The organism is Vibrio stylophorae (assembly GCF_921293875.1).
GTDB classification, from domain to species: Bacteria; Pseudomonadota; Gammaproteobacteria; order Enterobacterales; family Vibrionaceae; genus Vibrio_A; species Vibrio_A stylophorae.
This window is the reverse complement of record NZ_CAKLDI010000001.1, coordinates 486,856-500,769: the sequence shown is the minus strand read 5'-3', so window position 1 is coordinate 500,769 and position 13,914 is coordinate 486,856. Positions and strand designations below refer to the sequence as shown.

General features: G+C 48.1%; 15 protein-coding genes. 5 read left to right on the top strand and 10 right to left on the bottom strand.

Annotation, left to right across the window (positions count from 1 at the left end; translation table 11 throughout):
- Positions 1-2: 2 nt before the first annotated feature.
- The 3 genes from btuF to L9P36_RS02360 all read left to right on the top strand — a co-directional run bounded on the left by btuF (position 3) and on the right by L9P36_RS02360 (position 2,326).
- Complete coding sequence (btuF, locus tag L9P36_RS02370; protein ID WP_237464607.1) at positions 3-848, top strand: vitamin B12 ABC transporter substrate-binding protein BtuF; 846 nt, start codon at positions 3-5, stop codon at positions 846-848.
- A gap of 96 nt (positions 849-944) precedes the next feature.
- The gene (locus L9P36_RS02365; RefSeq protein ID WP_237464606.1) at positions 945-1,562 is read left to right on the top strand and encodes a trimeric intracellular cation channel family protein; all 618 of its coding nucleotides are present in this window, start codon (positions 945-947) and stop codon (positions 1,560-1,562) included.
- Between the two features lie 533 nt (positions 1,563-2,095).
- Complete coding sequence (locus tag L9P36_RS02360; RefSeq protein WP_237464605.1) at positions 2,096-2,326, top strand: hypothetical protein; 231 nt, start codon at positions 2,096-2,098, stop codon at positions 2,324-2,326.
- Between the two features lie 488 nt (positions 2,327-2,814).
- Here L9P36_RS02360 and tyrS read toward each other — a convergent pair whose 3' ends face one another.
- The gene (gene tyrS, locus L9P36_RS02355) at positions 2,815-4,002 is read right to left on the bottom strand and encodes a tyrosine--tRNA ligase (RefSeq protein ID WP_237464604.1); all 1,188 of its coding nucleotides are present in this window, start codon (positions 4,000-4,002) and stop codon (positions 2,815-2,817) included.
- Positions 4,003-4,127: 125 nt separating this feature from the next.
- Here tyrS and L9P36_RS02350 point away from each other — a divergent pair, with 125 nt between their 5' ends.
- The gene (locus L9P36_RS02350; RefSeq protein ID WP_237464602.1) at positions 4,128-5,420 is read left to right on the top strand and encodes a peptidoglycan DD-metalloendopeptidase family protein; all 1,293 of its coding nucleotides are present in this window, start codon (positions 4,128-4,130) and stop codon (positions 5,418-5,420) included.
- Between the two features lie 98 nt (positions 5,421-5,518).
- On the opposite strand, the gene L9P36_RS02345 is transcribed toward L9P36_RS02350, so the two are convergent.
- From L9P36_RS02345 to dksA, 8 genes are all read right to left on the bottom strand, one after another.
- Positions 5,519-5,959 carry a hypothetical protein gene (locus L9P36_RS02345; protein WP_237464601.1) on the bottom strand — a complete coding sequence of 147 codons (441 nt, stop codon included), beginning with the start codon at positions 5,957-5,959 and terminating at the stop codon, positions 5,519-5,521.
- A gap of 287 nt (positions 5,960-6,246) precedes the next feature.
- Positions 6,247-6,627 carry an aspartate 1-decarboxylase gene (gene panD, locus L9P36_RS02340; protein ID WP_237464599.1) on the bottom strand — a complete coding sequence of 127 codons (381 nt, stop codon included), beginning with the start codon at positions 6,625-6,627 and terminating at the stop codon, positions 6,247-6,249.
- Between the two features lie 71 nt (positions 6,628-6,698).
- Positions 6,699-7,553, bottom strand: a complete 855-nt coding sequence (gene panC / locus L9P36_RS02335) for a pantoate--beta-alanine ligase (protein ID WP_237464597.1) — start codon at positions 7,551-7,553, stop codon at positions 6,699-6,701.
- 9 nt (positions 7,554-7,562) lie between these two features.
- Positions 7,563-8,357: a 3-methyl-2-oxobutanoate hydroxymethyltransferase gene (panB, locus tag L9P36_RS02330; RefSeq protein WP_237464594.1), complete on the bottom strand. Its 795-nt coding sequence runs from the start codon at positions 8,355-8,357 to the stop codon at positions 7,563-7,565.
- Between the two features lie 23 nt (positions 8,358-8,380).
- On the bottom strand, positions 8,381-8,869 hold the full coding sequence (gene folK, locus L9P36_RS02325; protein WP_237464592.1) for a 2-amino-4-hydroxy-6-hydroxymethyldihydropteridine diphosphokinase: 489 nt from the start codon (positions 8,867-8,869) through the stop codon (positions 8,381-8,383).
- Between the two features lies 1 nt (position 8,870).
- The gene (pcnB, locus tag L9P36_RS02320) at positions 8,871-10,289 is read right to left on the bottom strand and encodes a polynucleotide adenylyltransferase PcnB (RefSeq protein WP_237464590.1); all 1,419 of its coding nucleotides are present in this window, start codon (positions 10,287-10,289) and stop codon (positions 8,871-8,873) included.
- Between the two features lie 48 nt (positions 10,290-10,337).
- The gene (gene gluQRS, locus L9P36_RS02315; RefSeq protein ID WP_237464588.1) at positions 10,338-11,213 is read right to left on the bottom strand and encodes a tRNA glutamyl-Q(34) synthetase GluQRS; all 876 of its coding nucleotides are present in this window, start codon (positions 11,211-11,213) and stop codon (positions 10,338-10,340) included.
- A gap of 75 nt (positions 11,214-11,288) precedes the next feature.
- On the bottom strand, positions 11,289-11,735 hold the full coding sequence (gene dksA / locus L9P36_RS02310; protein ID WP_237464587.1) for an RNA polymerase-binding protein DksA: 447 nt from the start codon (positions 11,733-11,735) through the stop codon (positions 11,289-11,291).
- A 557-nt stretch (positions 11,736-12,292) separates the two neighbouring features.
- Here dksA and L9P36_RS02305 point away from each other — a divergent pair.
- Complete coding sequence (locus tag L9P36_RS02305) at positions 12,293-12,910, top strand: porin family protein (protein ID WP_237464585.1); 618 nt, start codon at positions 12,293-12,295, stop codon at positions 12,908-12,910.
- Between the two features lie 88 nt (positions 12,911-12,998).
- Here L9P36_RS02305 and sfsA read toward each other — a convergent pair whose 3' ends face one another.
- Positions 12,999-13,733 (bottom strand): DNA/RNA nuclease SfsA, encoded by a 735-nt coding sequence (sfsA, locus tag L9P36_RS02300; RefSeq protein ID WP_237464584.1) that lies wholly within the window; start codon positions 13,731-13,733, stop codon positions 12,999-13,001.
- Positions 13,734-13,914 lie beyond the last annotated feature (181 nt).

The following is a 13,914-nucleotide window of genomic DNA, read 5'->3' as shown; positions in this document are numbered from 1 at the left end:
ATATGCACAGATTGCTCGCATTATTGCTCACTATTTTACTCAGCCCGTGGGTTTTGGCGGCACCGGCGCAGCGCATTATCAGCCTATCGCCCCATACCACAGAACTGATTTATGCCGCGGGTATGGGGGATAAACTCATCGCCGCCAGTGAATTTAGTGATTACCCGAAAGCCGCGCTCAAATTAGAGCGCGTTGCCAATTATCGTGGCATTAACCTTGAGCGCATTATCACGCTAAAGCCTGATTTAGTGGTGACATGGAAAGGCGGCCTGCCGCAAGCACAGCTCGACAAACTCAGCGCTTTTGGTATTCCAATTCATTACTCCAATCCCACTACGCTTGAAAGCATTGGCGACGAGCTCATGGCGCTAGCGCCCTATGCTGAAAACCCACAAACCGCAGAAAAAGCCGCCCAAACATACTGGCAAGCGCTGAGCGCGCGTCGCACAAAATACCAAGACGCCAAACCACTGCGCTACTTTTATCAACTGAGCAACCAGCCGCTAATCACCATGGCGCAAGAACGTTGGCCATCCCCCGTATTTACGCTCTGTGGTGGTCAAAATATTTTTGCGAATGCACCAGCGCCCTATCCGCAAGTCGGGCCAGAACAAGTGTTAATGAAACAACCTGAGATCATCTTTGGCGCAGACCATCAAGGTGATGGCAGTAACCGTTCCATTCAACGCGATTGGCAAGCATGGGCAGGTCATCTTCCTGCATATGATCAACAACAGATTTGGCTACTGAATTCCAATTGGCTCAATCGCCCCACACCACGGGTGATATTGGCAATTGATCAGGTGTGTGGCTATTTTGACCAAGCGAGATCGCGAGCACAGGAATAAAACGATAACTGATGAAAATGTTGGCGCAGGATGGGCCAACTCATACAATCCGCCGACTTTCGCCAGCGGCGAGATAAGAACAACAAAAGGAATGTTATGCTGCTCTATGCTCTTGATATGTTTGGCACCGCAATTTTTGCTCTGTCTGGCGTGTTACTCGCTGGCCGATTAAAAATGGACCCCTTTGGCGTGTTAGTCCTTGCTAGCGCCACAGCCATTGGTGGCGGCACACTACGTGATATGTCACTCGGCGCAACCCCGGTATTTTGGATTCACGATACCAACTATTTTTGGGTGATTATCGCCACCTGTGTTTTGGCGATGCTGACCCTGCGACGTCGCCCCAGACGCTTACCCAGTTTTTTTCTTCCCGTATGTGATGCCATCGGCCTTGCCGTATTTGTTGCCATCGGCGTCGAGAAATCACTGGCTCATGGCACAGGTTATGATGTCGCGGTGGTGATGGGCGTTCTCACGGGTTGCGGCGGCGGTATTTTGCGCGATATGTTGGCCAGACAAGTGCCCATGGTACTGCGCACTGAAGTCTATGCCACGGCTTGTATTATCGGCGGAATGGTTCACACCTTCTCGCTCTATTTAGGCTGTAATAGTGCTTGGGCTGGCCTTGCTGGCATCGCGACGACACTCACCATACGTCTTGCCGCGATTCGTTGGCGACTTTCTCTACCCACCTTTGTGTTTAATAAGTCCTAATCATCGGACTGGCGCTCACTGCACATCAATCGCTTATCCAGAGCCCAAACAAAGCGCAAGCCGCATCTTGATTGCAATGATGCGGCTTTTTATTTGACCCAATCTCATCTTGTCTCAGTGTTGCACATTTTTTCATCTTGTTTAGCGACTCAAATTATATACAATACGTCGTACTTTATATTTTATTTGATGATTATGTCCGACCGATTATTGATTCTCAGCTATCTGCTGACCATTGTTTTCGCCTATTTGCTTCTATCGACCAATCCCATGAGTGCATTTAGCTTTATCGTTTTACCTATGATTGCGCTGCTTTTTTCACCATTTTTAGCACTCGCCTTGCGTGCATTAGAGATACACCGGCGTCGCAAAGAATAGTTAAAAATTCCAAAACACTTCACCAACAAAACACTAACCGACTGATTATATTGGTATATATAAGAGAAAAATTTTACCTTATCGATAGATAAATAGTTGCCCTTGCCTGCGCACATCAATAGAATTCCACTTCATTTATTGAGGGATGAATCAGCATGACACGCTATTTTGTTATTTCAGGCTACCTGATTGCAGTTCCATTGATCCTGCTGGTCATTTGCCACCATGCGCTCAATCTCTCCTTTATCCCAGCAGCCGTTGTAATGGCCGTGATGCTGCTTCCCTGCCTTGGCTTAACCCTACGCCGACTCAAACGCCTGAACAAAACCACCGAGCTCACCTGCAAAGAAAAAGAGCTTTTGAGCTACGGGGATCCAAAAGCTTAAAAAGCTGTACACCTTTTCTAAAATAACGTCGTTTCGCTCATCCACGCTTGATTCTGCAAGGCATGATAAATGGGGAATTTTCCCTTTGTCGTTTTCACGAAAAAGGATGCTTTGCATCGGATTTTTTCAGGACGAAAAAATCAGTCGAAGCCGGCAGGATGCCGTTCTGAGACGGCGATATAGCAAAGACGCCTTTGACGTGAAGGCAAACGACATGGGGCGGCCTCTTTGCCTACTTTCTGGGCTGTTGCAGAAAGTAGGTCGCCTCTCGGGGCGAATCCCGAGATATGAACCATCAAACGAAACCTGAACTCACTACATGTGAAGTAGCTTTTGAGCACCTGAGATCCAAAAGCTCAAATACCTGTACAACACACAAAAATCCCCTCTCACCACAAAATTCACCCATAAAAAAACACCGCCAAAGGCGGTGTTTTCACTTGCGCATCAATATTGCTAAGTCGCAGAACTGTGTAATAGCCGCTGACTTATGCAATCGTCACACGTGCAAATTTACGCTTGCCCACTTGCAGTACATAAGTACCCGCTGCAAGTTCAAGCTTGGTGTCTTCAAGTTTTTCACCGTCTTGCTTCACAGCACCTTGGCGAATCATACGCATAGCATCAGAAGTTGAAGCAACAAGGTTTGAGTCTTTCAACACGTTGGCAATCGCGGTACCCACAGGCATGGTGAATTCTGGCATTTCATCCGGAATCACGCCTTTTTGGAAACGTGCGATAAAGGCTTGTTCAGCCGCATCAGCATCCGCTTCGCTATGGAAACGCGCAATGATCTCTTTGGCAAGGGTGATCTTAATATCACGTGGGTTCGTACCCGCTTCAACCGCAGCCTTAAAGACTGCAATCTCTTCAAGAGAACGGAAAGACAACAGATTGTAGTAATCCCACATCAGATCATCAGAGATCGACATCAGCTTGCCGAACATCTCTTCTGGTGCTTCGCTAATACCGATGTAGTTGTGTTGTGATTTGGACATTTTCTTCACACCGTCCAAACCAACAAGTAGTGGCATGGTTAATACCACTTGCTGCGCCATACCGTGTGATTTTTGTAGCTCACGCCCCATCAGCAGGTTAAAGCGCTGATCGGTACCGCCAAGCTCAACATCCGCTTCTAGGGCAACAGAGTCATAACCTTGAAGCAATGGGTAGATAAATTCATGGATCGCAATCGGCTGGTTACCGGCAAAGCGTTTTTTGAAATCATCACGCTCAAGCATACGTGCAACGGTTGAGTTTGCAGCAAGGCGAATCATCCCTTCGGTACCCAGTTCACTCAGCCAAGTTGAGTTAAACTCGATACGGGTTTTCGCAGGATCCAAAATTTTGAATACTTGCTCTTTATAGGTTTCAGCGTTGGCAACAACCTGCTCGCGAGTGAGCGGTGGACGCGTGGTGTTCTTACCACTTGGATCACCCACCATGCCAGTAAAGTCACCGATCAAGAAAATGACTTCATGACCCAAATCTTGGAATTGACGAAGTTTATTCAAAATCACGGTATGGCCAAGATGAATATCTGGCGCCGTTGGATCGGCACCCAATTTAATTTTTAGAGGGCGGCCCAATTTTAACTTTTCGATCAATTCAGATTCTGGGATCAAATCTTCTACGCCGCGTTTGATCTGCTCGAGTGCGGCTTCGATATGCGCCATGGCTATCTCCGACGAGTGGCTAATTTTTGTGAATAAACAAGCATGGTACTCAATAGCGCTCGGTTTTGAAACCAGTTACACTAGCACGCAGCAATTTCTTTCTAATTTGTCTCGAGGATCGCAGCTTGCCTGCTCTACATCGCAAACTGATTACCATACTCAGTATCTGTGTCATTGTGCTGTTCATTATGCCAAGCCCGCAAGCAGCGAAACCGGATTACCACTACCAACTGAACCAGCGTTATCCAGTCACCCTTGCAACGCAGCCACAAGCGCGCGCCATCCAAGTGCAAACCTTTATCGATGAAGGCACCCCTTGGCATCTTAAAAAAGGTGAATATCTCACTCAGCTGTTTAGCCGGGCGGGTCTTTCCACCAACACCCTCTATGCGGTATTACACAGCGGCGAAGCGGCCAAAGCGCTGAATACCATCAAAGTGGGCGATACCTTTTGGCTGACCATTGAGCACGGCGAGCTACAACAGCTGCGTTATGCGATCAACAGCCGCGATACCCTCACAGTGGCACGTAATGCAAAGGGACATTTTGAAAGTCGCATCGATACCCTAAAAACCACCACGCGTGAGAACTTTGTGCAGGGCAAAATTGCCAACGGTAGTTTTCTTTGGCTGAGCGCGCAAAATGTGGGCATGAGCGATAAGCAGATTATGGAGATGGCGCTCATCTTTGGTTGGGATATCGACTTTGCGCTAGATTTGCGCCCGGGCGATAGCTTTAAGCTGCTCTATGAAGATGTGCTTAATGAGCAAACCGGCGAGATCATCGATACCGGCCGTATTTTGATGGCGCAATTTGTTAATCAAGGGCAAACCTTTACCGCGATTTTAAATAGCGATGGCAACTACTACAGCCCCAAAGGCGAGGCGATGAAAAAAGCCTTTTTGCGTGCGCCATTGGATTTTCGCCGCGTCAGTTCAAACTTTAACCCGCGTCGCCTCCATCCGGTTACAGGTAAAGTACGCGCGCACCGCGGCACTGATTATGTCGCACCTGTGGGCACCCCGATTATGGCAGCTGGTAACGGTACGGTGATCGCCTCCAGCTATAACAAATTTAATGGCAACTATGTGTTTATTCGCCACAATGCCACCTACATCACCAAGTATTTGCACCTCACCAAGCGCTTTGTGAAAAAAGGCGAGCGCGTGAAGCAAGGACAAAAAATCGGTACCTTGGGTGGCACAGGCCGCGTCACTGGACCGCATTTGCACTATGAGTTTTTGGTCAATGGCGTGCATAAAAACCCGCGCACCGTCAAACTACCCGATGCTCGCTCACTGACAGGTGAGGCGAAACGCAAGTTCCTTGCCAGAGCCAAAGTGATTGAAGCAAGCTTTGCCAAGCTCAATAAACAAGCGCCCAAGCAAGGAATTTTAGTCGAGCTAGACTGGGAATAAGCGAAAAATAAAGCCACGACAGCAGACATTTGCTGCAAGAAAAAAGCGAGCTTAAGCTCGCTTTTTTATTACTCAAACCATCAAGCTCACAGGCTCAATTAGCAAATATCTAAACAGTGATAAACGGTCATGTGAAACTGCTGCTTATCCTTGGTTTTATTGAGTTCAACCTGATTACAGCTGTCATTTGGACGCTTGCTCATCGCTTTATCAGCAAGTGCATTGATGGTATCAAAATCCTTCATATCGAAACGAAACTGAACATACTCAAGTGCGCCATGGCATTCGGAGTAAAAGAAAGTTCCTGATTTGATAAAGGGCAACTTGCCATCGCCTGATGCGCCGTTATAGGTCTCTTTTTGATCATATTTGATGTAGCGAGAAAACATCGCATTAAAGGCATCGAAGTCATGATTGCCATCCAAGGTTTGCGGAATGTGGGCAAAGAGATCATCGATAAATTGTTGCGGAGTAACATTTGCCATTGCGGGTGCACTCAACCCCATGGCACAAACCAAACAAAGCAGATATTTTTTCATAATCCATTGAGTTAAAAACAAAATTTAAAACATGATAACGACAGAAAAAATAATTTGGTGATAAAAACGACACCCATTTTCGGTTTTGTTGTCCAGCTCATTGCCTTTTTTGTCGCCATACATCGACCTCAGAATTTTTGCGACTGAAATAACAAGCGAAGTTTACTTTCAACCATTGAGGACTCACTAATCCACTCGTCTTACTGCGCTTTAGCGATAAAAAAACGCGCCCAAAGGCGCGCTCTCATAGCATTTTAATCTGCTTGCTTTTACTGACGCATTTCAGACTAACCCAGCTGAACTGGAATCGCCTTACTAGTGCGCACAATATTGTTGTGCTCATCAAAGTAAACCAAGCTTGGCTTGTGTGCTTGCGCGGCTTCATCATTCATTCCTACATAGGCACAAATGATCACTGTATCGCCCACCGCAGCACGACGCGCCGCAGCACCATTGAGAGAAATCACTTTAGATCCGCGTTCACCGGCAATGGCATAGGTTGAGAAACGCTCGCCATTATTGACCGCATAAATCTCAATCTTTTCATATTCCAAAATACCTGCCGCATCAAGAAAGTCTTGATCGATGGCGCAAGAGCCTTCGTAGTAAAGCTCGGCCTGTGTTACACGGACTTTGTGTAACTTCCCTTTGAGCATCGTTCTTTGCATCACGCGTCTCACTATTCCCTATTCTTCATTACACACATTTCATCAAAAACATGGCTCATGTCGATGAAAGTTTAACCAACCAAGTCTACCGTGAGATTATCGATCAGTCGAGTCTGCCCCAAAAAGGCCGCCATCAGCACCACCACCCGTGGTGATTCATCCACCATAGGTTGGAGTGTGTTGGCATCACAAATAAACAGTTCATCAGGCGCCAGACCAGCCGCGCGCAGCTGATCTCCAGCATCAAGAAGCAGTTGTTCAACATCGCGACGACCGCCACGAAGCTGTGATCCGATCCAACGCATGGTACGCGCCAATACAGGCGCTCGCTGACGCTCATCGGCATTGAGGCGACCATTGCGGGAACTCAGCGCTAAGCCATCGACATCGCGCACCGTCGGGACCGCAACAATTTCAATGGGAAACGCTAAATCGCGAACCATTTGGCGAATCAGTGCCAATTGTTGGTAATCTTTTTCACCAAAGCAGGCGACATCAGGCTGCACGATATTAAACAACTTACTGACGATGGTTGAAACGCCGCGAAAATGGCCCGGACGACAAGCGCCTTCAAGCATTTGGCTCAATCCAGGGACCTCGACAAAGGTTTGATCGTCCAACCCTTGTGGAAAAATAAGCTCTGGCGTTGGCGCAAAAAGAAGGTGCGCACCATGTCCATCAAGCAATTGGCTATCGGCTTCCAAAGTGCGCGGATAGGCGGCTAAATCGTCAGCTCGATCAAACTGCATTGGATTGACAAAGACACTGGCAACAACCACATCGGCGTGCAATTTAGCCGTGGTAATTAAGGCCATATGACCTTGGTGCAAATTGCCCATGGTTGGCACAAAAGCGATACGTTTACCGTCACGACGCCATTGCAGAATCTGCTGGCGAAGCGGCGCAATTTCACTCACGGTTAACATCAAGACTCCTTAGTCAAAGCCGTGATCGGCGCCAGGGAAGATCCCCTGTGTCACCTCTGCCACATAAGTCTCAACGGCTCCCTGCATAGAGCCACATTGGGCAAGGTAGTTCTTAGAAAAACTTGGAATATAGTTGGCTGAAATGCCGCAGATATCATGCATCACCAAAATCTGGCCATCGGTGGCATTGCCTGCACCAATACCGATCACCGGTACTTCCAGCGCTTGGGTAATCCGCTCTGCCAGCGCGCGCGGCACGCATTCCAGCAAAATAATTTGAGCGCCAGCATTTTGTAGTAACAGCGCATCACGCACCATCTGCTCTGCTGCATCTTGGTCGCGCCCTTGCACTTTATAGCCGCCAAAGATATTGACCGACTGTGGTGTCAAACCTAAGTGTGCACAGACAGGCACAGCGCGCTCAGTCAGCATTTTTACCGTGTCCACCAGCCAGCTTCCACCTTCAAGCTTGACCATATTGGCGCCTGCGCGCATCAGCACAGCTGCATTGGCGCAAGCTTGCTCAGGGGTGGCGTAACTCATAAAGGGCATATCGGCCATCAGCAAGGTATGCTGACTACCGGCTCGAACCGAGCGGGTGTGGTAGGCGATGTCATCAACACTGACATCTAAGGTGTCATCTTTTCCTTGAAGCACCATTCCCAGTGAATCTCCAACAAGAAGAACAGGGACTTCGGCAGCTTCAAACAATTTAGCAAAACTCGCATCATAGGCAGTTAAAGAAGCAAATTTTCGCCCCTCTTTTTTCCATGCCATGAGCGTATTGATGGTGACTTTTCTCATCTGCTCTCCCTTTGCAGTGCGTCTTACACCTCGGCAAGCACACTAAGTCCATTGGCGGGTAATTGCTGTTTGAGTACAGCAATCGCTTGGCCATTTGGCAAACGTAATTCTGGACTTAACTCGTAGAGTGGATAAACCACAAACTCACGCTGCGTTAAGCCATAATGTGGCACCGTTAAGCGCTCACTCTCAATGATCGCCTGATCATAAAGCAAAATATCAAGATCTAAGGTACGTGGACCCCAGCGCTCATCTTTACGCACGCGACCCTGCGACAATTCAATCGCTTGAGTGGCATCAAGCAGCGCCAAAGGCGCAAGCGCTGTCTCAATCAATGCCACGGCATTAATATAGTCAGGCTGATCCTGCGGCCCCATGGGCTTGCTGCCATAAAGTGAAGATACGGCCAGCAGACGCGACGCGGGCAAGCTGGCAAGCGCTTGAATCGCCTGCCTTGCTTGCGCCATGGGATCGGCTTGGTTACTGCCGATGGCAATATAAACCTGGGCCATCTTATTCGCCTTGGCCACTCTTGGCGTTTGGCTTACGGCGCGGCTTCACTTGACGACGGCGACGTGGCTTACGCGCTTCGCCCTCTTTATTCAGCGATTGCACCATAAACTGGCGCTGTGAGCGGCCTTTCGATTGGAAATGGGTCCACCAGTCGGCAAGCTCTTCGGTATCACCGCCTTCCACTTCACCACGCATCACCAAAAAGTCATAGGCTGCGCGGAATTTATTCTGTTCAAGCAAACGGAAAGCGCGCTTGCCACTGCGACGAGGCAAACGAAGCTGCAACTGCCAAATATCACGAATGGTGGCAGTAAATCGTTTTGGAATCGCCAAGCTTTTCACTTGCTCATCCAAAATATCGTTGCCCGCAATCAGAACCGCATCATAGAAGGTCAAACCACCGGTATGGGCGATCTCTTCCGCGCGCTCTACCATGGGATACCACAAAATCGCAGCAAACATAAAGGCGGGATTGACGCGCAAGTCGTTGTGGATACGCTCATCAGTCGCCTGCAGTACCAAGGCGATCATGCGCTCAGTATGGCTCTCTTGGCTCTCAGTGAAGTGACTCACCACCTGCGGGAACAACTTATCGAATAGATCGTACTGACGCAGCAATTGGTAGGTTTCATAACCTTCCCCGGCTTGCAGCAGTTTTAAGCTTTCTTCATACAGACGTGCTGAAGGAATTTCATTGAGCAATTTAGCTAAACGTGGAATCGGCTCAGCGGTGGTGCTGTCGATATGCATATCAAGCTTGGCGGCAAAACGCACAGCGCGCAGCATACGCACAGGGTCTTCACGATAACGGGTTTCAGGATCGCCAATCATGCGAATGATGCCATCATCGATATCATCGATACCGCCAGCATAATCTCGAATCGAGAAATCAGCGATATTGTAATAAAGGGCATTGACGGTGAAGTCGCGGCGCTCAGCATCTTCATCAATGGTGCCGTAGACGTTATCACGCAGCAGCATCCCCTGCTGTGATGAGGCGGAATGCTGTTGATTGTTCACATCTTCATGGTGACCACGAAACGTAGCCACTTCAATCACATCACGACCAAAGAGAATATGCGCTAGGCGAAAACGACGACCGACGAGGCGGCAGTTACGAAACAGTTTACGGACCTGTTCTGGCGTGGCATTGGTCGTCACATCAAAATCTTTCGGTTGCTTGCCCAGCAATAGATCACGAACACCACCACCCACAAGATAGGCCTCATAACCTGCTTTGTGCAGGCGATAAAGCACCTTCAGCGCATTTTCGCTGATATCTTGGCGAGAAATATTATGATCTTCGCGTGCAATGATCTCCAACGACAACGCATTGAGATCACGTGAACCACCTTTTGTATTCAGTACCTTACGGCAGAATTTTGCGACTCGAGAAAAAATACCACACCTCTGAACCATGTTCGCCCGCGAAATTAAGGCGCACATAATAGCCTAGTGTGATCCATTTTAGAATGGCAGGCTGATCTTTGTCGTTACTGGCAGCTGTTGCAATTGCCAATGACCAATAGCCCAACGAAGCATCTCTTCACAAGGTGCGCGATGAAGCGCAGCAGGTAACTCAAGCCCCAAACAGCGCAGCGCCGCGACCAGTGCGGGCTGTGGTTGATTGATATCTATTGCTGGCGCATGATTTTGCTTCGATAGCTTTTGCCCATCCGCATTCACAATCAAAGGTAGATGCACATAATTGACGGGTGACACGCCAAGCTGACGATAGAGTGCCATTTGTCGCACCGTGGGTTCGATGAGATCAGCGCCGCGCACAATTTCCGTGACTCCTTGGTCAATATCATCCATCACCACGGCAAGGTTATAGGCATATAAACCATCACGACGACGAATCAACAAATCTTCTTCAACCAAGGCGCGGTTCGCTTCAATATGGCCTTGCAAACCATCATCAAAGGCATAATAAGGATGATCTAAGCGAAGACGCACGGCTGCTTGCTCAGGTCCTAAACCTAAATCTCGGCAGTGGCCTTGATAAATGCCGCCCATGGCCTGAATGGTTTTACGTGTGCAGTGGCAGTAATAAGCTTGGCCCGTGTTCAACCAAGCATCGATTTGCGCTTGATAGCGTGCCAGCTGCTCGCTTTGATAGCGCACAGTGCCATCCCAGTGCAAACCATAAGCATCGAGAGTCTTTAAAATCAGGCTGCTGGCACCGACAACTTCACGGGGCGGATCGATATCTTCAATCCGTACCAGCCATTGACCCTGCTGTGATTTAGCTTGCAAATAGCTACCTAGCGCGGCAACTAAAGAGCCAAAATGAAGCGGACCTGACGGAGAAGGCGCAAAACGACCAATATAAGCAGACATAATCAAGCGGCACAAAATTGAGGGATAAAAAAAGAGAGCCTAACGCTCTCTTTCTTTCGCTGTCAATGTCGGCGATTAGCCAGCCATTTGACGCTCTTTAATTTCAGCAAGTGTCTTACAGTCGATACATAGATCCGCTGTTGGACGTGCTTCAAGACGACGGATACCAATCTCAACACCACAGGTGTCGCAGAAGCCGAAATCATCGTCTTCGAGTTTGATCAGCGTCTTTTCAATTTTCTTGATCAGCTTACGCTCGCGATCTCGGTTACGAAGTTCAAGGCTGAACTCCTCTTCCTGCGCCGCGCGATCCACTGGATCAGGAAAGTTTGCCGCTTCATCTTTCATATGCGTGACGGTGCGGTCCACTTCTTCCCTGAGTTGGTTACGCCATGCCTCAAGGATGGTGCGAAAGTGCGCGATTTGCGCATCGTTCATGTACTCTTCGCCCGCTTTTTCTTGATATGGCTCGACGCCGGCAATGGCCAGGGTTCCAAGCGTCTTCTTTTTGCTATCTGGCATGCAGCTTTCTCCTAGAGTGATTACTCAACCCGAGTGGGCCAAATTTTTAGGGCGGTATCTATAGCAGAAGGCCTCCCCCATAGCAACGGTTATTTTGGACCGTGATTACCTCACGTGAGCAGCACGACAATTTTCACAATTCCGTAGCAAATCGCAGCGAAATGCGTCTACCTCGCACCATTCAAATGGGCACAAAAAGTTGGCGAAAAGCGCCCGCTTTAATCCTCAAATTCACCCTTGTCTTTAAAACGATATCTTGATTGAGGTGAAATATTCGGTAAAGGCTCATCACTCAACATCGTGATATAGCGTAAGAAAAAGGATAAGTGCAGCTCATTGCATCCGCAGATTTCATGAGCATCACGCGGTTTCTTTAGGCACATCACAACCCAGTGCACGCCACCATTCCTTCAAACGGCATATCGCATGCATTTTTTTGTGATTCAGCCCCAAAGATGATCACCGAGCAAAGCCAACAAAAAGCCAATAGATTGAATGAGATAGGGATGGTGCAATAATGGTGTTTGATTTCACAATTCTATTTTTTGGAGCTTAGCATGAAAAAGATTCTGCTGACCGCATGTTTATCTGCTGCACTTTGTGCCCCTGCGATGGCAGATGATAGCGGCTTCCGCATGGGTGTGGGTTACACCTTTACCAAAGCCGAAGTTGATGTCTTAGGTTTATCTACATCTTATGGTGATGGTATCAAGTGGGAACTTGGCTACGACTTTAACCGTTTTCTAAGCATCACAGCGTCTTATGAAACAAATAAAGGCGATACCGATATCGTTGAAGTTGCGGGAACACCGGGAGATCCTGGCGCAACACCGCCAGTTCCAGCAACACCAGATCAATTTTACCAAGCAGATGGCAAGACACTAAAAACAGGTGTGGAGCTAGGTTATGGATTTGAATTTAATAGCGATATCCAAAATGGCTATGTTCGCCCGTACCTGTCTGCTGGCTACCTATATTATGAAGAAGACACTATCGATTCTGATACCTTCTACTATGGGGTTGGTATTCATTTCCAAGGTGATAGTGGTGCTTATATCAACGTTAGTTATGATTTTGCGTCACTAGATAAATTCAATGTTTCAGGTTTAGGTTCTGTAAATACATCAGATATCGATTTGAGCCAAGGCTCTGTTGTATTTGGTTATCGCTTCTAAGCGATGCTCCTCACCAAAGACTATAAAAAAACCGCCTGAGGCGGTTTTTTTATCTTTTCATATTTTATAGCCAATCAAGGTGCTCAAACTATTTCCATTGTGCTTGTTTTAAAGCGATCCCTTGTGTGTTGATATCAGCATAACAGACCAGCACTTCAACGCCTGAGGCGATGGCTTGATCAAACAATGCGCCATAATCGGCATCAATATGACGCGCCGCATCCACTTGGCTGATCCCGGTATGCAGCACAGCAAATAACAGCACGGCTCGCGCGCCTTGCGCTTGCATCGCCATCAATTCTCGCAAATGCTTTTGTCCGCGCTTGGTTACCGCATCGGGAAAAAAACCACAGCCACGTCCCAATTGCTCATCCAATAAGGTGCAACTTTTCACTTCGATATAGCACGTTGGCAAATGCGTATCGGTAAGTAAAAAATCGATACGACTTCGCTCCTCACCATAAGGCACTTCAGCTTGCACCTGTTGATACTGATCTAAACCTGAGATCGCTTTGGCGTTAAGCAGCGTACCCATCCAATCATTGGCACGCGCGGTATTCACGCACACCCAATGCCCCGCCTGAGTCAGCGTCAACTCCCAAGTATGAGCATATTTACGTTTGGTATTGTCACTGGTGCTATAAAAGACGCGATCACCTGCAACGCCGCACCCCGTCATCGCCCCTGTATTGGCGCAATAAATGGTAAATTCATGACCTTGGTCATCACGTACATCAGCTAAAAATCGTTTGTAACGGCGCAATAAGGTTGCAGATTTTAGTTCAGGTAGCGGATAAAACACCTGAGGACGCGGGCTTGGCATGGGCTGAATTCACTCTTTGATACTCACTTTCACCAGCCTAGCATGCGTTTCAATGAAGAATCTAGCGCCTCGACACACGTGATATTTCACATCTGAATGACACAAAGCGCGGCACAAGCTGCTGCAATCCGCGCCCCCATCCTCTAAACTAAGGCGCTATTTTTCTCGCTGACTCGGCCTG